Source organism: Klebsiella aerogenes KCTC 2190, assembly GCF_000215745.1.
Classification (GTDB): Bacteria; Pseudomonadota; Gammaproteobacteria; order Enterobacterales; family Enterobacteriaceae; genus Klebsiella; species Klebsiella aerogenes.
This window is the reverse complement of record NC_015663.1, coordinates 4,004,058-4,025,940: the sequence shown is the minus strand read 5'-3', so window position 1 is coordinate 4,025,940 and position 21,883 is coordinate 4,004,058. Positions and strand designations below refer to the sequence as shown.

The 21,883-nt window shown below is 55.7% G+C and carries 21 protein-coding genes and 1 pseudogene; 10 read left to right on the top strand and 12 right to left on the bottom strand.

The features are described 5' to 3' along the window. The first annotated feature begins 250 nt into the window (after positions 1–250). The 3 genes from EAE_RS18990 to EAE_RS18980 all read left to right on the top strand — a co-directional run bounded on the left by EAE_RS18990 (position 251) and on the right by EAE_RS18980 (position 2,685). Entirely contained in the window at positions 251–1,420 is a 1,170-nt protein-coding gene (locus EAE_RS18990; protein WP_015705339.1) for an MFS transporter, read from the top strand. A gap of 124 nt (positions 1,421–1,544) precedes the next feature. Beyond that, entirely contained in the window at positions 1,545–2,117 is a 573-nt protein-coding gene (tli1a, locus tag EAE_RS18985; protein WP_015705338.1) for a Tli1a family immunity protein, read from the top strand. 277 nt (positions 2,118–2,394) lie between these two features. Further along, positions 2,395–2,685 carry a hypothetical protein gene (locus tag EAE_RS18980; protein WP_015366702.1) on the top strand — a complete coding sequence of 97 codons (291 nt, stop codon included), beginning with the start codon at positions 2,395–2,397 and terminating at the stop codon, positions 2,683–2,685. A 6-nt stretch (positions 2,686–2,691) separates the two neighbouring features. Here the strand turns inward: EAE_RS18980 and EAE_RS18975 are convergent, their stop codons facing one another. Then, positions 2,692–3,492, bottom strand: a complete 801-nt coding sequence (locus EAE_RS18975) for an MBL fold metallo-hydrolase (protein WP_015705337.1) — start codon at positions 3,490–3,492, stop codon at positions 2,692–2,694. Positions 3,493–3,670: 178 nt separating this feature from the next. On the opposite strand from EAE_RS18975, the gene tam reads away from it, so the two are divergent. Then, positions 3,671–4,435: a trans-aconitate 2-methyltransferase gene (gene tam / locus EAE_RS18970; RefSeq protein WP_015705336.1), complete on the top strand. Its 765-nt coding sequence runs from the start codon at positions 3,671–3,673 to the stop codon at positions 4,433–4,435. Here the strand turns inward: tam and EAE_RS18965 are convergent. After that, the gene (locus EAE_RS18965; RefSeq protein ID WP_015705335.1) at positions 4,425–5,198 is read right to left on the bottom strand and encodes a DeoR/GlpR family DNA-binding transcription regulator; all 774 of its coding nucleotides are present in this window, start codon (positions 5,196–5,198) and stop codon (positions 4,425–4,427) included. The two genes, tam and EAE_RS18965, sit on opposite strands and share 11 nt — an antisense overlap. A 220-nt stretch (positions 5,199–5,418) precedes the next feature. Between EAE_RS18965 and otnK the strand changes: the two genes are divergently transcribed. The 5 genes and pseudogenes from otnK to denD all read left to right on the top strand — a co-directional run bounded on the left by otnK (position 5,419) and on the right by denD (position 10,474). Further along, positions 5,419–6,687 carry a 3-oxo-tetronate kinase gene (gene otnK / locus EAE_RS18960; RefSeq protein WP_015705334.1) on the top strand — a complete coding sequence of 423 codons (1,269 nt, stop codon included), beginning with the start codon at positions 5,419–5,421 and terminating at the stop codon, positions 6,685–6,687. After that, positions 6,684–7,313, top strand: coding sequence for a 3-oxo-tetronate 4-phosphate decarboxylase (gene otnC, locus EAE_RS18955; RefSeq protein ID WP_015366707.1), 630 nt, complete (start codon positions 6,684–6,686; stop codon positions 7,311–7,313). Before otnK ends, otnC begins: the two co-directional genes overlap by 4 nt. Next, complete coding sequence (gene otnI / locus EAE_RS18950) at positions 7,313–8,092, top strand: 2-oxo-tetronate isomerase (protein ID WP_015366708.1); 780 nt, start codon at positions 7,313–7,315, stop codon at positions 8,090–8,092. The genes otnC and otnI overlap by 1 nt, the downstream gene beginning before the upstream one ends. A 63-nt stretch (positions 8,093–8,155) precedes the next feature. Further along, positions 8,156–9,471: pseudogene (locus EAE_RS18945) on the top strand (MFS transporter). Positions 9,472–9,490: 19 nt separating this feature from the next. After that, positions 9,491–10,474, top strand: coding sequence for a D-erythronate dehydrogenase (denD, locus tag EAE_RS18940; protein WP_015705331.1), 984 nt, complete (start codon positions 9,491–9,493; stop codon positions 10,472–10,474). A gap of 159 nt (positions 10,475–10,633) precedes the next feature. On the opposite strand, the gene EAE_RS18935 is transcribed toward denD, so the two are convergent. The 7 genes from EAE_RS18935 to sad all read right to left on the bottom strand — a co-directional run bounded on the left by EAE_RS18935 (position 10,634) and on the right by sad (position 17,763). Next, positions 10,634–11,074 carry a GNAT family N-acetyltransferase gene (locus tag EAE_RS18935; protein ID WP_015705329.1) on the bottom strand — a complete coding sequence of 147 codons (441 nt, stop codon included), beginning with the start codon at positions 11,072–11,074 and terminating at the stop codon, positions 10,634–10,636. 216 nt (positions 11,075–11,290) lie between these two features. Continuing rightward, positions 11,291–12,742 carry a tagaturonate reductase gene (locus EAE_RS18930; protein ID WP_015705328.1) on the bottom strand — a complete coding sequence of 484 codons (1,452 nt, stop codon included), beginning with the start codon at positions 12,740–12,742 and terminating at the stop codon, positions 11,291–11,293. Positions 12,743–12,845: 103 nt separating this feature from the next. After that, positions 12,846–13,385, bottom strand: coding sequence for a GNAT family N-acetyltransferase (locus tag EAE_RS18925; protein ID WP_015705327.1), 540 nt, complete (start codon positions 13,383–13,385; stop codon positions 12,846–12,848). An 81-nt stretch (positions 13,386–13,466) separates the two neighbouring features. Further along, a complete protein-coding gene (locus EAE_RS18920) occupies positions 13,467–14,888 on the bottom strand; it encodes a GGDEF domain-containing protein (protein WP_164926751.1) in 1,422 nt (473 codons plus the stop codon). Between the two features lie 114 nt (positions 14,889–15,002). After that, a complete protein-coding gene (locus EAE_RS18915; protein WP_015705325.1) occupies positions 15,003–15,371 on the bottom strand; it encodes a DUF4186 domain-containing protein in 369 nt (122 codons plus the stop codon). After that, complete coding sequence (gene glsB, locus EAE_RS18910) at positions 15,371–16,297, bottom strand: glutaminase B (RefSeq protein ID WP_015366717.1); 927 nt, start codon at positions 16,295–16,297, stop codon at positions 15,371–15,373. Before glsB ends, EAE_RS18915 begins: the two co-directional genes overlap by 1 nt. Positions 16,298–16,377: 80 nt before the next feature. Continuing rightward, positions 16,378–17,763 (bottom strand): succinate-semialdehyde dehydrogenase, encoded by a 1,386-nt coding sequence (gene sad / locus EAE_RS18905; protein ID WP_015705324.1) that lies wholly within the window; start codon positions 17,761–17,763, stop codon positions 16,378–16,380. A 105-nt stretch (positions 17,764–17,868) separates the two neighbouring features. On the opposite strand from sad, the gene ptrR reads away from it, so the two are divergent. After that, on the top strand, positions 17,869–18,747 hold the full coding sequence (gene ptrR, locus EAE_RS18900) for a putrescine utilization regulator PtrR (protein WP_015705323.1): 879 nt from the start codon (positions 17,869–17,871) through the stop codon (positions 18,745–18,747). Between the two features lie 10 nt (positions 18,748–18,757). Here the strand turns inward: ptrR and EAE_RS18895 are convergent, their stop codons facing one another. From EAE_RS18895 to dtnK, 3 genes are read right to left on the bottom strand one after another with little or no spacing between them, the layout of a single operon-like run. Next, positions 18,758–19,519 (bottom strand): DeoR/GlpR family DNA-binding transcription regulator, encoded by a 762-nt coding sequence (locus EAE_RS18895; protein ID WP_015366720.1) that lies wholly within the window; start codon positions 19,517–19,519, stop codon positions 18,758–18,760. Position 19,520: 1 nt separating this feature from the next. Then, complete coding sequence (locus EAE_RS18890) at positions 19,521–20,507, bottom strand: D-threonate 4-phosphate dehydrogenase (RefSeq protein ID WP_015705322.1); 987 nt, start codon at positions 20,505–20,507, stop codon at positions 19,521–19,523. Continuing rightward, the gene (gene dtnK, locus EAE_RS18885; RefSeq protein ID WP_015705321.1) at positions 20,500–21,735 is read right to left on the bottom strand and encodes a D-threonate kinase; all 1,236 of its coding nucleotides are present in this window, start codon (positions 21,733–21,735) and stop codon (positions 20,500–20,502) included. The genes EAE_RS18890 and dtnK overlap by 8 nt, the downstream gene beginning before the upstream one ends. Positions 21,736–21,883: the final 148 nt, after the last annotated feature.

Below are 21,883 nucleotides of genomic sequence, written 5' to 3'. Positions count from 1 at the left end.
CGCGATGACCTCCGGGAAGCAAATAGGTTGCCGTGCTCCATCCTAAGACTGGCCACTCATCCATTTCCCTTTCAAACTCAGGTATCACTCTAAGAAATAATATGGGCGTTATTTATCATCTGTATAGCTATATTATCGGTCATTTTGCCAATAAATGAACCGAGCGTTGGCATAAAATGCTCGCCCGCTCGCCGGAGCCGCCGCGCTTGCGCTATGCTTAACCTCCCTTTCGTTTTAAACACTTAGCGTTATGACTACTTCTGTCAGCACCACTCAGCTTAACCTGCGAATTATTTCCATCGTTGTCTTCACCTGTATCTGCTATCTCTCCATCGGCCTGCCGCTGGCGGTGCTTCCCGGCTACATCCACTACCAGCTCGGGTACAGTACGCTAATCGCCGGAGTCGTTATCAGCCTGCAGTACATTTCAACGCTAGTAAGCCGCCCGCATGCTGGCCGCTATACCGATATCTGGGGGCCAAAAAAGGTCGTTAGCCTCGGCATCATCTGCTGCATGTTAAGCGGACTCTTCACCCTCGCGGCGGTGATGTTGCAAGCTATACCACTTCTCGCCGTCAGTGCCCTGTTGATTGGCCGGGTTTTCCTCGGCGTGGGAGAAAGCTTTACCGCCACCGGGGCAACGTTATGGGGCATTAAAACCGTTGGCGCGATTCACACCTCGCGGGTGATTTCATGGAATGGCGTCGCGACCTACGTGGCAATGGCCGTCGGCGCGCCGCTGGGGGTGATGCTCAATAGTTATTTTGGCATCAGCGGTTTTGCCGTAGTGGTAGTGCTGGTTGCGCTAATTGGCCTGCTCTTTGCCCGCACCCGCCAGGATGTCAGCGTAACCGCCGGAGTGAGAGCGCCGTTTCATGTGGTAGTGCGCAGGATCTGGCCCTACGGGCTGGGACTGGCGCTGGGTACCGTCGGTTTTGGCGTTATCGCCACCTTTATCACCCTCTATTTTTCGGCTCACCACTGGCAAGGCGCGGCCTTCACCCTCTCTCTCTTCAGCATCGGTTTTATTTGTATACGCCTGATCCTTGGCAACACCATCACCCGCTACGGCGGCGTGCCGGTGTCGCTTGTCTGCTTCGTAGTGGAGTGTCTTGGATTATTGATTATCTGGCAGGCGCCGTCGGCGTGGGTCGCCGGTATTGGCGCATTCCTCACCGGTTCTGGTTTCTCGCTGGTCTTCCCGGCGCTGGGCGTCGAGGCGGTGAAACAGGTAGAAGAACAAAACCAGGGCACGGCGCTGGGTACCTATTCAGCCTTTCTCGATTTGGCGCTGGGTTTGACCGGCCCGGTTGCCGGTTGGGTGGCGGGTTATTATGCGCTTGATACGCTGTATCTGCTGGCTGCGGTGGTCGTCGCCATGGCGTTTATCCTGCTGCTTCGGGTTCGTCGAGGAATCTGAAGTTCAGTGTAACTAAAACTCGCATTAAGCCTGTTTTTTTGATTTTCAGAAAAAAACAGAGGAGAATCCTTACAAATAGTAGGCATTAAGATCATGCCCCATCCCTGAATAAAAGGAATTATGGATGAATCCCTGTTACAGGACTTTGCTGACCGGTGTCGTTCTGCTACTTACCGGCTCTCCCATCGCATTTGCAGGCACTATCGAAGCCATCAACCATACCAAATGGGCAATTAATCATTTCAGCGTTAACGGACAGTCCGGTCTTGATGCCATAGGCCCCTTTCAGGGGGGAGGCGGCGGATGCTGTTACCGCGCACCGCCGTCCTGGAAACCCGGCATGACCGTCAGGATAGACTGGGAAACAGGTCTGGGTAGCACTCTTGATATGACAGAACCCAAACCCATCCCTCCCGATACCACAGGGATGTCTCAAAAAGACAGAAATCGTGCCTGGGATGAGTACGGTGATAAAACCAGCGAATGGTTTGCAAAAGTCAGGCGGATGAAAAAACAGCATTCACGCATCGTGCCACTCCCGCCCTATGCCTCCACAGACAAAACCTGCGGCATCACCGTGCATTTCCAGCCCTGTGACCAGGTAAAAGTCACAACAAGCTGCGCCGATTATGGCAGTCCGGCTTATCCGGTTAAAGACCCCATTCAGATGAAGGAGCCTGCCGTATGTCCGAAGTGAATACTGCGCCGGTCTGGTACCCACCATTAATCAAAATACAGCAGACCAGGACGAACGTATGATGTATGCCGATTAATCATGATACTGGTAACAATTTAATCAATAATTGACGACGCTTTAATATCCGTGCCACCATTCCGCGAGCATCCAGTCCTGGATGCCGGGCGGTACGGGTGCAGTGATAGAGGTCGTCAACAAAACGATCCCCCCGTGACCTGGCTCCATTCGACTCGTCGCCTGCCGCGGCGAGCGGCTTACCCTGGCGGGAAATACCGACATGCATCAAAGTTTCAACCAGCGCGTCCATTTTTACTACTGCATTCTGGTCGCGCTGAAAATCCACGTAAAAACGAAGAAATCGGGCGGAGCGAGAGGAAAAAATAATTTTCTTCTCAAATGGTTACGCAAGGCGCAGGACAACAACATTTTTCATCCGGATATCACCAGCGAAATCGAATGGCTGCGTGGCAAAATCATCCAGGCGGGACACGATACTGACCTTGAGCCGATGCTGGAATTCGTCTATGCCACCGCCCGGCGCGCCGAAATGCTCAAAGATGCCGACTGATCCTTATTAAGCTAGCTGCAAAATATCCCCTGTAGCCGGCGCCTGTGCGCCGGCGAGCCACAGTTTTCCCCAGGCGCCGGTACAGTGGCAGGCCAAAATTTTCTCCACCTGCAGCTGTTGTAAATAACTTCGGACCTGCCAGACCCTGGCGACGGATGCGGCGCGCAGGTGTAGCCCACCGATCAATGCGTGGACCCGCTCGATACCGGTGATATTCTGACAATGCCGCACAATGTTCTCTACGCCACGATGTCCGCAGCCGCAGATGATGACCAGACCGTGGTCAGAAAGATAGATAAGGACGCCTTCATCGACGATATAATCAGGCGTCAACGGCGAGCTGGCTAAAACGCCAAAGGATTGCGGACGGTTTACCACAATCTCGCCGGACCACAACAGACGTTCGCTGATGGCAAACGGCTGCCGGTAGCATTCCATGCGAAAGCGGGAATAGTCGAGCTCAAGCGAGAGTTTTTTGATTTTGCGTACGTGCCGGCCAAGGCTGATAGCGGCATAGCGCGGTTGGGTAAGCTGTGGATGACAAATAATTCGGCTCCCCTCCGGCAGCCAGGGGACGCCACCGCAGTGATCGTAATGGCCGTGTGATAATACCGTCGCGGTCAAGTTATCCAGTTTAATCCCCATCCGCTGCGCATTCTTAAGAAAACTGCCGTCAGGGCCGGTATCAAACAGCACTTTGCTGGTTTCATCCTCAAGGAGCAGGCTAAGTCCTGCTTTGGCTGTCAACGCCGGATCGGCGTGCGCCGCAAGGCGATTTTCCAGTAATACCCTGATGGTTAAGGCCATTATTTCATTCATCCCTGTTATATATGCACGACCAGTGTAACGAAGAAACCCTGCAATCTGTGTGATGAGCGCCGCACCCTTCACTCCGAATAAAGTGACACTGTCACTAAAAAACAGCTTCACAACCGCGCTACGTCCTCTATGCTGATAGACGCGGATCGTTAACTTGAGGTTATCTATGGCAGACTGGAATCCCTCGCTGTATCTGAAATTTGCTGATGAGCGCACCCGACCGGCGGCTGAGTTAACGGCGCGTATTGCGCAACAGCCGGTCAAGCTGGCTGTGGATCTGGGCTGCGGTCCAGGCAACAGCACGGCCTTACTGCGTGCAGCGTGGCCTGAAGCGCGAATTATTGGCGTTGATAATTCCGCCGCCATGCTGGCACAGGCGGCGCAAGCGCTTCCCGATTGTGAGTTTATCACCGCAAATATAGAAGACTGGCAGCCATCTGAGCCCGCAGACGTGATCTATGCGAATGCCTCTTTACAATGGCTCACAGACCATCAAACGCTGTTCCCGCGACTGGCCGGCCAGTTAAGCGATGGCGGCGTTCTGGCGGTTCAGATGCCGGATAACTGGCAAGAGCCCTCTCATACCCTGATGCGTCAGGTCGCTGAAGAGCTGGGATTTCCGGAAAGTGGCCGACAGCCGCTCCCCAGCGTCCAGCTGTATTACGACATGCTGAGCAACAGCGGTTGCGAGGTGGACATCTGGCGCACCACCTATTATCACCCTCTGGAATCGCACCAGGCGATCGTTGACTGGCTGCAGGCAACCGGTCTGCGCCCGTATCTGCAGAATCTTGATGAAGCAGAAAAGAACGTGTTTTTAGAGCGTTATCTGACGCTGTTACAACAACATTATCCGTTACAGTGTAACGGGAAAGTGCTGTTATTGTTCCCGCGGCTGTTTATTGTGGCCCGACTCCTGGTTAACGCGTAGTCGCCAGTTCGACATCAACGTTAAGCGCATTCAGCTGATTTACTACACTGCCGCTCAGCCGGTCATCGCTGATGATGACATCAAGCTCGCTCAGCGGCAGGATCAGGTAATTCGCCATTTTTCCATATTTTGATGAGTCGCTTAGCAGGATACATTTTTCACTTACCTTCGCCACGGTCTGTTTCACGATGGCTTTATTTTCGTTGGGCGTCGACAGTCCGCGCAAATTCCATGATGACGCCGAAATAAACGCGACATCGATAAACAGGTTCTCCAGCATTTTTGCCGTCAGGTGGCCAACGGTCGACTGATTCTCACGGCATAAGCGTCCGCCGGTATGGATCAATTCACATTGCCCGCGTTCAATCATCAAATTGGCAATGGCGAAATCATTGGTGATGATCAGCAAGTCCTGACGCTCAACCAGGTTTTCGGCCAGCGCGAGCGTCGTGGTCCCGGCATCCAGATAGACGGTGCTGTTCGCGGGAATATGCTTAAGCGCCGCCAGACCAATAGCCTCCTTTTCCTGGGGAAACATAAGCGTTTTATCGCGATGCGAAGGTTCATTCAGCAGGCGGGTTCGTTGCGGAAGTGCCACCCCCCCCGATACGCTGGCCAGCACGTTAAGCTGCTCCAGGCGCTGAATATCGCGCCGGATTGTCATATGCGACACGCCCAGCGCCTCGACCAGTTCGACGACGCTGACCACCCCTTTGTCTTTAATGATTTCCAATATCTTCTCTTGTCTCTCCAATGGCAGCATCGATTTCTCCTGATGGTGTCTCGCTATCTCATATTTTCACATTTTATCACATCATCCAGGGCTGTACACCGGATTAACAGTGCCAGTTAATGTGAAAAATAGATAATAAATGTTATTTATTGTGATCGTCGTCGCTGTATTCATCACCTCAATCATTGATATTAACATTTAACAACAGATAATACCGTAAATTAACACTCGCTGTATGAGGGGACAGGATATGAGAGCAGGCATAATTGCCGATGATTTTACCGGCGCGACGGATATCGCCAGTTTTCTGGCTAATAACGGAATAGCGACCAGCCTGTTTAGCGGCGTCCCCGGTGAAGATTACCAGGGCGATGCTCGCGCATTAGTCGTGAGTCTGAAATCACGTTCTGTTTCAGCCAAAGAATCTGTGACGCTGTCACTGAATGCGCTGCGCTGGTTGCAACAACAGGGGTGCGATCGTTTTTATTTTAAGTACTGCTCCACCTTCGATAGCACGATCGAGGGGAATATCGGTCCGGTCACCGATGCCTTGATGGATGCGCTGGGCGTCGCAACCACGGTGATCTCTCCGGCCTTGCCCATTAATGGTCGTACGGTGTATCAGGGACATTTATTCGTTGAAGACCGCCTGTTGCAGGAGTCCGGTATGCGTAATCATCCGGTCAATCCCATGGATGACAGCGATCTGCGCCGTTTAATGGAACGTCAGTCACGCGGCACATGCGCCCTTATCAATGCGCAGATTCTGGAATCCGGCGAGGCGGCCGTGCGCGACGCGCTCCAAACCCTATCCGCCGCGGGCTATCGCTATATCGCGCTGGACGCATTAAACGAGAAACATCTGCAAATTCAGGGGCAAGCGTTGCACGATATGAAGCTGGTTACCGGTGGTTCCGGCTTAGCCGCGGGTCTCGCGCGTTGCTGGGCCAACGCCACGGAGCCTTCCCTTCCCTTTAGCGTCACCACGCCAGCGGCCTGTACGGTAGTATTATCCGGGTCCTGCTCTATGAGAACTCAGGTACAGGTGGAAAAATACCGCCAACAGGCGCCAGCGCTGCCCGTGGACGTGGCAGGTTTGCTTGATAAACGCTGGACGCTTGATGAGTATTGCGGTCAGATCGTTGAATGGCTGCACCAGCAGTCCGACGCGGCCACGGCGCCAATGGTTTACGCCACGACTTCGGTCGCAGAGCTGCACAACATCCAACAACGCTATGGCGCCGAGCCAAGTCGGTTGATCGTTGAGATGCTGTTTTCTCAATTAGCAAAACAACTTGCGCAGCAAGGCGTGAGCCGGTTCATCGTCGCGGGCGGAGAGACCTCCGGCGCGGTAACGCAAGCGCTTGATATTCGCCATTTCACTATTGGCGCCGCGGTCTCACCCGGCGTTCCATGGATCAAGGCAGATTCCCGGCCGCTTTTCCTGCTGCTCAAATCGGGTAATTTTGGCGATGACAATTTCTTTGCCCGCGCGCAGACCGCGGAGGCTTGCGCATGAACGAGTCATCCTTACGCCAACAGATGGTCTCTATCGCTCGCTCTTTCTTTAATCGCGGCTATGCAACCGGTTCGGCTGGCAATCTTTCCGTCCAGCTTGCTGACGGCACGATTCTGGCCACCCCGACAGGCTCCTGTCTTGGCGAGCTTAACGCCGAAGAATTGTCGCACGTGACTCTGAGCGGTGAATTGCTCTCGGGTTTAAAACCCTCAAAAGAGGTGAGTTTTCATCTCGCACTGTACCGCAACAATCCGCAGTGTCGCGCCGTCGTCCATCTGCATTGCCATTACCTGACGGCCCTATCCTGCCTGCAGAACCTGGACCCGGCTAATACCCTGCCGGCCTGTACGCCGTATGTGGTCATGCGGGTCGGCGAAATACCGCTGGTCCCCTATTTCCGCCCTGGCGATCCGCAGATTGGCCAATGGCTCGGCGAACGCGCCGCGCAGCATAAGGCTTTTTTGCTGGCTAATCATGGCCCGGTGGTGGTGGGCAAATCGCTACGCGATGCCGCCGACAATCTGGAAGAGATGGAAGCGTCCGCCCGCCTGTTCTTCACGTTGAAAAACAGCCCGGTGAACTATCTCGATCATCAACAAATGACTGTGCTTCGAGGAATGCAATAATGTTGAAACTTGCTGCCAATTTATCGATGTTATTCGGCGAAAATCCGCCTCTGGAGCGCTTCTCCCTGGCGGCCAGAGCCGGTTTTAATGCCGTTGAGATGTGGTTCCCTTACGAATATCCCGTAGAGACCGTCGCCCGCGAATTAGAGAAACATCACCTCAAGCTTATCGGCATTAATACTCCGGCAGGCAATACCGCACGCGGCGAATGGGGATTATCGGCTTTACCTGGCCGTGAAGAGGAAGCCCGCAAAGCCATTGATTTAGCCATTCACTATGCTGCGGCTCTGCAGTGCCCGGCGATACATGTTATGGCGGGCGTCACCGAAGGGTTCGATCGGCAGCACTGTGCGAACACGTTTATTGACAACGTACGCTATGCGGCGGATCTGGCCAAACCGCATAACATCACCATTTTGCTTGAAGGTTTATCGCCCGCCACCCGTCCGGGTTATTTATTTTCCAGCCAATATCAGGCGATGGAATATATTCGCCAGGCGGACCGCGACAATATTCGACTGCAGCTTGATGTTTTCCATGCCCAGCAGGTCGATGGCAATCTAACGTATTTATTGAAAAACTATAAAGAGTATATCGGCCATATTCAGATTGCGTCGGTACCGGCGCGCCAGGAGCCGATTGACGGCGAAGTGGATTATCAATGGATTTTCGCCGTACTCGAGCAGGAAAAATATGATGGTTACGTCGCCGCGGAATATAGTCCTCGCGCCGGAACGCAAGCCGGACTGGATTGGGCGCAAGCCTGGTTAAATAACTAAAACCTACATAATATCAATGCCTCAGTGAGCGCCGGTGCGCGCTCATTTTTCGGAGATAGAACTATGTCAAACCACTCTGCGTTGAGCCTGGAGGGCGTTGCGCCTGCCATAAATGAAGAGTTAGTGTGGAAGAAAGTCGTCCGCCGCACGCTGCCCTTATTAATGATTTGCTATATTCTGGCCTATCTTGACCGGATCAACGTCAGTATCGCTAAATTACAAATGTCGAGCGATCTGGCATTTTCCGACACCGTTTACGGTATCGGCGCGGGAATATTTTTTATCGGCTTTTTCTTTTTGAAATTCCCAGCAATATGATCCTTCATCGCTTCGGCGCCAGACGGTTACTTGGCGGTTTACTTATTTCCTGGGCGCTCATCGCGCCGCTGACGGCATTCGTGCGCACGCCGCTGGAGTTTTATACCGTGCGCTTCTTTTTAGGCGTGGCGGAATCAGGCTTTTATCCCGGCGTAATTCTGTATCTTTCGTTCTGGTTCCCCAGCTATCGCCGCGGACGGATGTTTGCCCTCTTTGCTACCGCCGTGCCGCTTTCGGGGATCCTCGGCGCTCCGCTTTCTGGCTGGATTATGGGCCATTTTCATGAGTATGGCGGTCTCGCTGGCTGGAAGTGGTTGTACATTATTGAAGGCGCGCCATCTCTGCTCATTGGCGTGCTGGTGATATTTCTGCTTACCGACCGCATTTCTCAGGCGAAATGGCTGTCAGATGACGAAAAAGCGTTGCTCGAGGCGCGACTGCACAGCGATGGCAGCCATAAAACCGAGCAGCATGGTTCAATGCTGGCCGTCCTGAAGAATCCGAAGGTCTGGTTACTGACTTTTATCTATTTCTGCCTGATTGCCGGGTTCTATACCGTCAGTTTCTGGATGCCAACGCTGATTCACAACGCCGGTGAAGGCGATGTGCTGAAAGTCGGATTGTTAACCGCTATTCCTTATGCCGCAGCGATAGTCACCATGATTGCCGCTTCGCGCAGCGCCGATAAACGCAGAGAACGTCGCTGGCATCTCGCCGCCATCGCCGTCATGAGCGGCCTGGGGATGATTATTGCGGCGCTGTTCAGCCACGATCTGGTGATTGCGATGATCGGTTTAACAATTGGCGCCGCCGGCGGATTGAGCACCCTACCACTCTTCTGGAGCCTGCCGACGGCCTTCCTTGGCGGCGCTTCCGCCGCGGTCGGTATCGCGGTAATCAACTCCTTTGGCAATCTCGCCGGCTTTGTCGCCCCGTGGATTATGGGCCTGCTCACCGATATGACCCATTCGACGCTAACCGGCACCTTAATCATATCCGCGACGCTGTTTATCGGCGCTGCGGCGATATTCCGTATTCCTGCCCGTATGGTTAACCATTAATAATATTGAGAAAATCACCATGAATAATACATTAACGATTGCCGTCACCGGCGCCGCCGGATTTCTTGGCTCCCAACTGGTCAAGGCGCTACTTCAGCGTGGTTCGCTAAGCGGCCCGCAGGGCGAAACCCAAGAAATCGGTAGACTGATCGCTATCGACCGCGTGGCGTTACAGGGGATTGACGATAGCCGTTTACAGGTATTAACCGGCGACATCAGCGATAGCGAATGGTTACGTAGCGCGATTCCCGCTCAGGTCGATAGCGTCTTTCATTTAGCCGCCATCGTTTCAAGCCAGGCGGAACAGGACTTCGAGCTGGGGATGAAAATCAACGTTGATGCCTTCCGCCAACTGCTCGAGCACCTGCGTCAGTTGCCGCAGAGCGTCAAACTGGTGACCACCAGTTCGGTGGCGGTATTCGGCGGCGACTTGCCAGAAAAAGTGAGCGATTCACAGGTATGGTTGCCGCAGAGTTCTTACGGCACGCAAAAAGCCATTTGCGATCTGTTACTGGCGGATTACAGCCGTCGCGGTTGGCTTAATGGCAGAAGCCTGCGCATGCCCACCATCGTCGTGCGCCCGGGGAGGCCCAATCAGGCGGCATCGAGTTTTGCCAGCGGTATTATCCGCGAGCCACTTAATGGGGAATCCGCCGTTTGCCCGGTCGCGGCGGATACCCGTCTGTGGCTGTTATCGCCCCGTAACGCAATTAAGGCTTTAATTCACGGGCATGAACTGGCTGAAGCACAGTTGACGGACGGTCGGGTGATTAATCTCTGCGGGCTGTCGGTCAGCGTCGAACAGATGATCGCGGCGTTGCGCCAGGTTGCCGGCAGTGAAGTCGCGCAGCGTATCACCTTCACCCCCGATGCCGCCATTGAACGCATTGTCAATTCGTGGCCCGGCGATTTCGACACGCGCTATGCTCAGCGTCTTGGGTTTAGCGCCAACCACAGCTTCAGCGAAATGATCGAAGAGTATATGGCGGATTACCTCAAATAGGTTCGGTACCAGCGGCGCCCGACGGCGCCGCTGCATGTCACCAGGGGAAGTCGTGAACCAGCGAAAGATCCCAGGCGGTGGCCAGTAACGACAGAAACATAATCAGATTAACGGTAGTTTCGATTCGTTTTTCCATGCTGCTTCTCCTGTGTCGCACAGCTAGAGCTTCATCAGATATCGAACATAATCGTCCGCAGGGGTGAATTCATCATACAGTCGGCGTGCAGGATTATCGTGACGGGTGTGCCAGTACAGCCGCGACCATCCCTGAATTTTACCTTCAGCCTGCAGCGTTCGAATCAGCGTTCTCGCGACTCCCCGTCCGCGGGCTTTTGGTGCAACAAACAGGTCTTCCAGATAACAGATAGGCGTCGTTACCCAGGTGCCTTCGTGAAGTACGCAGATAGCAAACCCCAGCACCTCGCCCTCAACCACGGCTACCCGACCGATCACCGGAGACTGCGGATCCAGCAGACGTCGCCAGGTATGTTCGGTGACGGTTTCCGGCTGCGGGCTATTATAGAACTGCGTGTACCCCTCCCATAACGCTCGCCAGGCGCTGTAATCCCGGTCAGTAGGTTCACGTATGTCTATATTCATTGATGGGATCTCCGCACGCTAAACATCATCGTTAAGTCATTATTTTGCTTTCTGAAAATGACTTCAAGCGCCGAGTGCACATTTCATCCCTTTCCCCGCTGCGAAGCGATGTCGGTACGATGTTACTGCAACGGTTTACTGCTAACAACAACCAGAATGTTGTAACTAATGAAAGAGATTAACCCGGCAGCATGCCGGGTCATTGCAGAGGAGCGTTTAGCACAGCGGTTTTACGGCGCTGCGCATGCCGTCACGTAAGATAGCATCCAGATTAGCCGTTACCTGCGCCGTCAGTCCTGGCACCTGCGTCAGATCCTGCTGCCAGTGCGATTCTACCGACAACACCGACGTTACCAGATCCTGCGTTGAAAGCTGGCCATCGCGATGCTGCGCCCACAGCGTCTGAAAGCGTGCGATCCATTCCGCGTCGTCCTGAACCGGGTAGACTTCACCGTTACGCTCGCCGCGGTAGAAGGCGATCAATGCCGCCAGCGCGAAAGTCAGGCGCGGTGGCAATTTACCGCTTTGCTTCTGCCCTGCCAGCAGCTGCGGCAGGATACGTGTACGGAACTTAGTCATGCCATTGAGGGCGATGGATAACAGCTGGTGTTTGATATAGGGGTTGCGGAAGCGTCCTGTTACCGCGCTGGCGAATGATTCCAGCTCATCGCGCGGCAGATCGAGAACCGGGATAATCTCCTGGTATATCGCTTTTTCGACAAATGCGCAGACTTCCACGTCGTTCATCGCTTCACCGACAGTATCCAGGCCCGCCTGCCAGGCTACCGGCACCAGCGCGGTATGCGCGCCGTTAAGAATCGCGACCTTCCGTTCTTTATAGGGTTTGATATCGTCAACAATCAGCACGTTGAGCGGTAATTTATCGAGGCGCAGTTCGGCGGCCAGCGATTTCGGCCCCTGGATCACGAACAGGTAAAAGTGCTCGGCGGTATCAAGAAAGGCATCTTTATAGCCAAGCTGCGTTTCAATCTGCTCCGCTTCATCGCGCGGATAGCCCGTAACGATGCGGTCCACCAGCGTCGAACAGAAGGTGTTCGCCTCTGCAAGCCAGGCGGCAAAGGATTCCGGTAGCGCCCATTCACGCGCATAGCGCAGCACCAGTTCACGCAGCGCCTCGCCGTTATAATCGATGAGTTCACAAGGGATGATAACCCAGCCTTTATCGGCGGCGCCGGCAAAATGGCTGAAGCGTTCGAACAGCAGCCGGGTCAGTTTCGCCGGATAACTTACCGCCGGGGCATCGTCAAAACGGTCCCCCGCATGGTAGCTGATACCGGCCTCGGTGGTGTTGGAGAAGACAAAGCGGATATCCGGATTGTGCGCCAGGCGCAGAAATTCGTCATAGTCGGCGTAGGCGCTAATTTCGCGGTTTACCGAACGAATAAGACGCGCATCGCTGACCGCTTCGCCCTTTTCATTCAGTCCGCGAATAATCGTGGTGTAGAGACCGTCCTGAGTGCTCAGCGACGGCGGGAAATCGCTGGCGATGGGTCGGACGATGACCACGCCAGCATTCAGGTCAGTATGCTCGTTAAGCAGGTCAATTTGCCAGTCAACAAACGCCCGCAGGAAGTTACCTTCGCCAAACTGGATGATACGTTCAGGGTACTGCGCGCCGGGGAAATCACGACGGTTTAAGGTTTTCACAATGGGTTCCCTCTTAGAGTAGTCATACAACCTGAGTAATTGGTCCAATAAGTTATCAGGTTTTATGCTTCGCAAAACCCCGTTTTGATCAAACCTCTTCGCATTATTCTGTCGTCGGGAGGATCTTATAGAACAGCGAGGTACCCGACATTTCCCCGTCAGGCATTAAGGCAAACTGCGGAATTTCTCCCGCTTTTTGCCAGCCGCACTGCTGATAGAAGCTCTCCGCGCCGCTACCGGTGGCGGTATCCAGCACCAGCACGGTTTTCCCGTGCGCCAGTGCAATAGCCTCAAGCTCGCTCATCAGTAACCCGGCGATCCCCTGCCGGCGCGCATTTTGGTGAACCAAAAGCTTGGCGACATCGGCGCGGTGCGGCTGGTTTTCCGGCTGGTCGATAATCAACTGGACGGTCCCCACTATCTGCCGTTGTTGGTTTTCGGCCGCCAGCACAATCCGCTCGCCGGCAGCGACGCTTTGCGCCATCCGCTGCCAGAAGCGCTCGCCGGTGTCCGGTGAAAACGGCTGCATAAAACTGACCGAAGCCCCGCCGTTCACGCAGCTGGCGAGGATTTCATTTAATTGCGGAAGGGATTCAAGAATAGATTCACGCGTCAGCGTGCGAAGTGAAATAGGTGTGGCCATAGGTTGCTCCCTGAAAATGACCACATCACTATGTTTTTAACTAATATTTAACTCAAGCAAAAAGACCATTGGATTTTCTTATCACACGCCGTCAGGCAGCGCCTGCACGCAAACACGATTGCGCCCGGCCTGCTTGGCGTTGACTAACAGGTCATCCGCTTCCATCAGCAGCTGATTAAACAGCTCGGCGATCCGTCCTTCACCGACTTCGCGGCACTGCAAGCCGAGACTCACCGTCAGGCGAATACGCTGCTGCCCCCAGGTGAACGTTTCCGACTCAATCCCCTGGCGAATTTTTTCCGCCAGCAGATGGGATTGTTGAGCATTATCAAGCAGCGCCGCAACGGCAAACTCTTCCCCACCGATACGCGCCACCATTCCCTCTTCGCCCGCCAGTTCACGTACGCGCTGGGCAAACTGGGCCAGCACGCAGTCACCGCATTCGTGGCCCCAGGTATCATTCACCCGTTTAAAACCATCGATGTCCAGCACCATCACCGAGAGCTGTTTATCCGGGTGCGGCGCCTGGCGTTTCAGCGCCTCGCCCAAACCGGAACGAGAGTAAACCCGGGTCTGAAAATCGAAGTCAGCGCGGAGCGCCAGTTGTTTTACCAGGTTGTTGATAGCCTCGACGCTGGTCGCCACGATCACCGGGCTAATCAGCATCGCCGCCATGCCAAGACGGGTTGAAAACAGCTGCCACGGCTGCGGACGCGCATCCGGCGACAGATGGATAAGCGAGTTTGCCACCAGCAGAATCTCAGTGATACCGGTAATAAACGTCAGCAGGCAGGTCAGCGGCAATGGATAGCGAATCGCGCACCAGATCAGCGCCGGCAGCGGGAAAGTCAGGCTTCCGGCGCCGCCTACCGCCACGCCGAGCGCCATCGATAGCACCAGCGCTATCACCGGCAGTAGTTGGCTAAAACGAAAGCGGCCCAGCACCGATGGCAGCGTCAGGGTCAGAATAAACGGCAGGATGAGGACCGCAGTCGAGAACTGCTCGCTAAACCAGTCCGCCAGTTGCGGAATAAAAGTCGCCCGTTCAACATCAACCGAGCCCAACGCGCCAACCGCCGCGCACACTAGCGCCGCCAGCAGGCAATAACAGAAAAGATTCAGCGCGTTAATTGGCCCCGGCATCGAATCGGCACGCCGCTTATCCCACAGCACCAGTTGCGCCAGAATGACGATAAAGACGATATTGGAGAAGTTAATCAGCAGCGACGCAAAACCCATGCCCCAACGGGAAGTCAGGCCGTCATAAACCAGCATCGCGGCAAAACAAATAGCGTAAAAATAGCTGCGATTTAGCCAGACGTAGCGTGCGAAAATACCTGCCATAACGGCATTGAGCGGCCAAAAGAACGAGAGCTCCTGCACCAGAAGTAACATAGCGCCCATAAAGTGCAGCAGGATCGTCAGCGTGAATAACACCAGCGCATCGCGCACCGGTTGATCCTCGCGAAATAGCGTGAATGACCGAATCGACAGTGAAGACATTCAGTAATTATCCGTCTAATTGTTTCAGGCAATTATTATGTAAATAATTAGTTAGCGGATTATCATAGCATGAGAATATTTGTTAGGCATACTGCCATGCCTGAGCGTTATAGGTTAACGGTTGGTAAGCGCGTTCATTTCCATCACCAGCCAGTGGTGAATCACCTGTACGACGTAACGCTGCTCCTCGCCGCTCAGTTCCCGCCCGCGCGGGATCGCATGCCATTTTTCCAGGCATCCGCGGCAGCAGGTCGCCGTAGCGTGCTGGGCGATAAATACCGGGTGCCCGCGCATCGGCGTCTGCTTGCCGTCATTAGCAATCTGCGCCGGGGCCAGCCGTTTGGCGATAAAATCCGCCGCGTGGCTGTCGATAATCTCCGGCCCTTTATCATAACAATACTGCCGCTCTTTCACCCCAAGGTGGAAGCGAGAGCGGAACGTTGAACGCCCAAGCCGGGCGAACAGATTTTCCATTGCAGACATCAGAACACCGATCTTCCTAAACGTTGGGTGAGTTTTTCCAGTAAGGCGATCCCCGCCAGCGAGTTACCCGCTTCATCAAGTTCAGGACTCCACACTGCAATCGCCATCTCCTGCGGCACAATCGCCACAATGCCGCCGCCGACGCCAGATTTTGCCGGCAGCCCGACGCGCCAGGCGAACTCGCCGGCGTTCTGGTACATGCCGCTGGTCATCATCAGCGCGTTAACCTGCCGCGACTGAATCGGCGCGATGACCGGGTCCGCCAGATGCGGGGCAATCCCCCGATCGGCGAGAAACAGGAAGGTCCGCGCCAGCTCAACGCAGCTCATCTCCAGCGAGCAGTAGTGGAAATAGTTTTGCAGCACCGTGGCGACATCATTATGGAAATTGCCGAAGGATTTCATCAGCCAGGCGATGGCGGCGTTACGTGCGGAGTGTTCGAACTCGGAGCGCGCGACCACCGAATCATAGGCGATATCGTCCACCCCGCTCAGCCGACGCACGATCTCCAGCATTCTCTGACGCGGCGCGCTCAGGCGGCTTTGCAGCATGTCGCAGACCACCAACGCCCCGGCGTTGATAAAGGGGTTACGCGGTTTTCCCTGCTCGATCTCCAGCTGCAGTAAAGAGTTAAAGGGCTGGCCGGAAGGATCTTTACCGACGCGCTGCCAGATCTCCTCTTCCTGATAATGGTTCATCGCCACCACCAGACTGAGCACCTTCGAGATAGATTGAATCGAGAAACGTTCGTGGGCATCGCCGGCGCTATAGTGTTGGCCGTCAACCGTACAGATGGCGACGCCCAGTTTATTGCCGCTGACCCGCGCCAGGGCTGGAATGTAGTCCGCTACCTTGCCGCGCCCTATCAGCGGCCTGATTTCTGCCAGAACGGCATCCAGCATTGCATTATTAATAACCGTCGCCACACTCGGCTCCTTGCCCACCATCGAAATTCGGGTGGCGAGTATAGCAGAGCGCGGCGACGGACGTCAGGCGCTAACGTCGATTAGCGGCGGTCTTTCCATACGGTTTGAATATTGCAGAACTCATGCAAACCGAAATGCGACAGTTCCCGACCAAAGCCGCTTTTCTTCACGCCGCCGAACGCCACACGGGCATCGCTGGCGCTATAGCCATTGATAAATACCCCGCCGCACTCCAGACCACGCGCAAAACGCTCCGCTTCCGCGCTGCTTGACGTAAAGACGGTTGCCGAAAGGCCAAACTCGCTATCGTTAGCTAGTTCAAGGGCATGGGCCGCGTCGCGGGCTTCGCTGATGGTAGCCACCGGGCCGAAAAGCTCCTGACGGAAACCGGTCATCTCCGGGGTAACGTTGGCCAGTACCGTTGGCGCGTAGTAATTGCCGGCGCCGGCGATTTTCTCGCCGCCAAGCAATAACGTCGCCCCTTCCTTCAGCGTGGCTTCAACCTGTTGATGCAGTTCATCGCGCAAATCAAAACGCGCCATCGGGCCGATATAATTTTGCTCGTCGCGCGGGTCGCCCATTTTCAGCGCCGCCACCGCGGCCACGAATTTTTTAGTAAAAGCGTCTGCGATACCCGCCTCAACGATAAAGCGTTTCGACGCCGCGCAGACCTGCCCGCTGTTCTGATAACGGCCGACGGCGGCGGCTTTCACCGCTTCGTCCAGATCGGCATCGTTAAGCACGATAAAGGGATCGGAACCACCGAGTTCCAGCACGCATTTTTTCAGCGCTGCGCCGGCCTGAGCGCCGATTGCCCGCCCGGCGCGTACGCTACCGGTCACCGTGACCGCTGCGATACGATCATCATTGATAATTTGCGAGACGCCTTCATTGGTGGCGTTGATCCAGCCAAAGACGCCAGCCGGCAGACCCGCTTTGGCAAACAGTTCGCCCAGCAGCTGCGCGCTGCCCATCACGTTCGGCGCGTGTTTCAGCAGATAACTATTCCCTGCCAACAGAATCGGTACCGCGCCGCGCAGAACCTGCCAGACCGGGAAGTTCCACGGCATCACCGCCAGAATCGGCCCCAGCGGCCGGTATTCAATCACCGCCTTATTATCTTCTACCTGGGTGGCTTCGGTCGCCAGCATCGCCGGGCCATGTTCGGCATACCAGTCGCAGAGATTAGCCGATTTGCTCACTTCGCCGCGCGCCTGGGCGATGGGCTTACCCATTTCAAGGCTGATCATTTGCGCCAGTTCTTCACCGCGGGCGCGCATTGCGCTGCCGACTTTACGCAGCGCGGCGGCGCGATCGGCGACCGTTACCTGGCGCCACTGGCGAAAACCCTGTTGCGCCAGGGCAATGGCTGAATCCACTTGTTGTTCGGTTGACCACGGCAGAGACGACACGACTTCACCAGTGGTCGGGTTCACGGAAACCGCGTGGGTGGCAGATAAATTCATGGTTATTCTCTCTGTAGGGATTGCGAAGTGTGGATAGTGTGGCCTACTCTTCCTTTCATTGAAAATGAATAATATTAAGCAATACATTCACAAAAGAAGAATGCTATGGACCTTACCCAACTTGAGATGTTTAACGCCGTCGCCAGTACCGGCAGTATTACCCAGGCCGCGCAGAAGGTGCATCGCGTCCCGTCGAATCTGACCACCCGCATTCGCCAGTTGGAGGCCGACCTCGGCGTCGAGCTATTTATTCGCGAGAACCAACGGCTGCGTCTGTCGCCCGCCGGGCACAGTTTTTTACGCTACAGCCAGCAAATCCTGGCGTTAGTCGATGAAGCGCGGATGGTGGTCGCCGGCGATGAGCCGCAGGGGCTGTTTTCCCTCGGCTCGCTGGAAAGTACCGCTGCGGTGCGCATCCCCACCACGTTAGCCCTTTTCAACCAGCGTTACCCGAAGATCCACCTGGCGTTGTCCACCGGCCCTTCCGGCACCATGATTGACGGCGTACTGGAAGGCGCGCTCAGCGCGGCGTTTGTCGACGGTCCGCTGGTTCATCCCGGTCTGGAGGGGCTACCGGTGTTCCCGGAAGAGATGATGATCGTCGCCCCTTATGGCCATGCGCCGGTAACCCGCGCCAGCGAGGTCAACGGCGCGAATGTCTACGCATTTCGCGCCAACTGCTCCTACCGCCGTCATTTTGAGAGTTGGTTTCACGCCGACCGAGCGACGCCCGGAAGGATCCATGAGATGGAGTCCTACCACGGTATGTTAGCCTGCGTAATCGCCGGCGCTGGGCTGGCGCTGATCCCACGCAGTATGCTGGAGAGTATGCCAGGCCATCAGCAGGTTTCCGCCTGGCCGCTCGCCGAAGAGTGGCGCTGGCTGACGACCTGGCTTGTGTGGCGACGCGGCGCGAAGACGCGCCAGCTGGAGGCATTTATTGAATTGCTGAACGAGGACCGTCAGGCGGCAAGCGCGACATGATGGCCGGACGTTAATCGGCGATAATCAGCCGCGGCGAGAGTTCCTGGAGCGCATCACGGGTTTCCCCTGGCAAATGCGCATCGGTGATGATGTCCGTGAGTGAGTCGAGGTGCGCGATATTGAACAGCGACCAGGCGCCGTATTTCGAACTGTCGGCCAGCAGGATCCGCCGCCGGGCGTTGGCGATCAGATCGCGCTTCAGCGCCGCCTTCTCTTCCGTCGGCGCGGTAATGCCCTTTTGCAAATCCCAACCGTTACAGCTGACGAATGCCAGATCCGGCCACACATTCTGCAGCAAGCGTCGCCCATGTTCGCCAATACACGACTGGCTGCTGTCATCGATGCGCCCGCCGATAATCGTCACCTCAATCTGTTTGAATTCAGCCAGAAACAGCGCGATATGCAGATCGCTGGTGATGACCCGCAGCGGCAGATGCGTAATCTGTCGCGCCAGTTCAATCATGGTGGTACCGGCGTCCAGCACAATGGCATCGCCGGCCTTGATAAGCGACGCCGCCGCCCTGGCGATGGCGTATTTCTCCTGAGGGCTACGCTGCGCTTTTTCCAGCGTCGTCGGCTGTGTGGGAATAAATCGGTTGAGCGTCACGCCGCCGTGGGTACGGCTAATGACCCCTTCCTGATCGAGTTTAATCAGATCGCGACGGATGGTCGCCGGCGAGGCGTTAGTTACCGCAACCAGTTGGTCGACCGTTACCAGATTATGGCTTTTCAGGAAGTCCATAATCTGCTCTAACCGATTATATCCCTTCATGTTATTCCTGTGCGATTTGCATGGCGAGCTCAATGGAGGTTGCCATGCTCTCAGACTTCGCTTTACCTGTCCAGGCAATATCAAAGGCGGTGCCGTGGTCCGCGGAAGTGCGGATAAACGGCAACCCGGCGGTGATATTCACCCCATCATAAAATCCAAGCAACTTGAGCGGAATATGCCCCTGATCGTGATACATCGCCACCACCATATCGTACATGCCTTCGTGACACTGCATGAAGACGGTGTCCGGCGGGCACGGTCCGACAACATGGATACCCTGCGCCTCCATCGCCGCGACGGCCGGGGCGACGATACGGATTTCTTCATCGCCAAACAGACCGTTTTCACCGGCGTGCGGGTTCACTCCGGCTACCGCGATGCGCGGCTGCGAATACCCCACGCGGCGTAAAAAATCATCGGCAACCCGGATAACCGTCTCCACCCGCGACTGGCTTAGGGTATCGAGGAAACGCCGCAGCGCGATATGGGTGGTAACGTGGATCACCTTGAGCTTATCGGTGTACAGCACCATGGCATAATCTTTGGTCTGCGTCAGATGGGCCAGCAGTTCGGTGTGTCCAGGGAAATGGTGCCCGGCCAGATGTAACGCCTCTTTATTCAACGGCGCGGTGGCGATAGCTTTGACTTCGCCAGCCAGCGCCAGCGCGGTGGCGCGCTTGATGCAGCGATACGCCAAATCGCCGGCCTGTGCCTGGACTTCGCCTGGCCGCAACGCCTGCGGATCGCTTAACGGTTCATCAATCACGTTAATCGTCGCGGGTGAAAACAGCGCTTCTCTCGGGTGCTCAATAATCCGCAACTCCGCACGCGGGGTAATGTTCAGCGCCAGGATTCGCCGCAGCGTCTGCGCGCAGCCCACGACCACTACCGGCGCACCGCTCAGTTCCCCTTCGCTCAGTGATTTAATAATAATTTCCGGACCAATGCCCGCCGGGTCGCCCATCGTTACCGCAATCATGTTAGACACTCAGTTTCTCCTCAATAAAATTCACGACATCCCGCAGCGTGGTCTCCGTACCGAATCCCCCTGCTTTGGTCATCACCGGACGCGGCCAGCGACTTCCGAGAAAATGGCCGTACGGCACGCATTGCGCCACTCGGCCGGTTATATGAAACCCCTGCGCGCCGAGCGCATGAGCGACGGCGATAGCGACATCGCCGCCGGACAGATAAAGCGCCCCGGGCGCATGTAACTCAACGGCAAGTTGGGTGACCTGCGCGAGATAAGCGCAGATCCGTTCTCCCAGCGACGCGCGGCTCACCCCGCGTTCACGGCACTGCGCCTCAATACCGTGCCGGGCAGCGCTGTCCGCGCAGGTGGTAACCACGCAATGATGACTTGCCGCCAGCACCGCGGCGATTCGCCGGGCATCGGCCAGGGCGTCGCCGTTAAAGGCGCGGGCGGTATCAATCCCGATCCGCTCGACCCGCGGATGGCCGGCCAAAGCGGCGACCTGAGCCTGTGCTATTTCGCTCATGGAGCCGACCACCGCCAGCAACGGCCCGGCCGCATCCCGGCGCAGATAGCGCGCCAGCGCCTCGCAGATCCCCGCAGAGCCCACCAGCAGCGTTTGCCGCGCGCGACTGGCTACCGCGGCGATAACCTCATCCAGCTGCTCGTCTTCTTCGGCATCTATAATCAACACTCGTGGTTGGTCGCTCTCTTCCGCAAGGGCGGCTGCCAGCTGTCGCACGTCAAGCGAACGGCACGGCAGTTGGCTCTGCATGGCGAGCAATTGCCCAATATCGGCGCTAGTGACCGGGGTTTTGGGGTCGCTGGCGAATTCTGTTTCATTAAGCGCTACGCCGTGGACATAGCAGCGCCCCCCGCGGGTTATACGCCCTGCATCCGGAAAGGCAGGCGCGACAACCGCGACAGAGCAGCTCCGCGCACGCATCATCGCCTCCAGTTCCGCGCCGGGATTGCCGCGCAGGGTGGAGTCGATTTTCTTCACCTGCCAGACGGCGGCGAAATTTGCCGCATCACGGAGTACTGCGTTCACTTTCTCTGCAGCCTGCGCCCTGGAAAGCGCCCGACTATCGCTATTGAGGACCAACGCCCGGGTGGTGGACTGATGGCCGGCGTTAAAGGCCACCTCAACCGCCAGGCCCGCTTCCGCCAGACTGACACCAGCATCATTGGCCCCGGTAAAGTCATCTGCCAGCACCAGAACAGGGTTATCGCCGCAGCTCATTCTCTTTCCTTCATCGCTTATTTGAATCGTTAATGATTATATTCAATCATATTTGATTAAATGTGAGCAAGCTCAAGTTATTAAACGTCCGTATAAATTATAACTTTTGCTCATTAAAATGAGTGAACACTAAGCATTCTGATTGAAT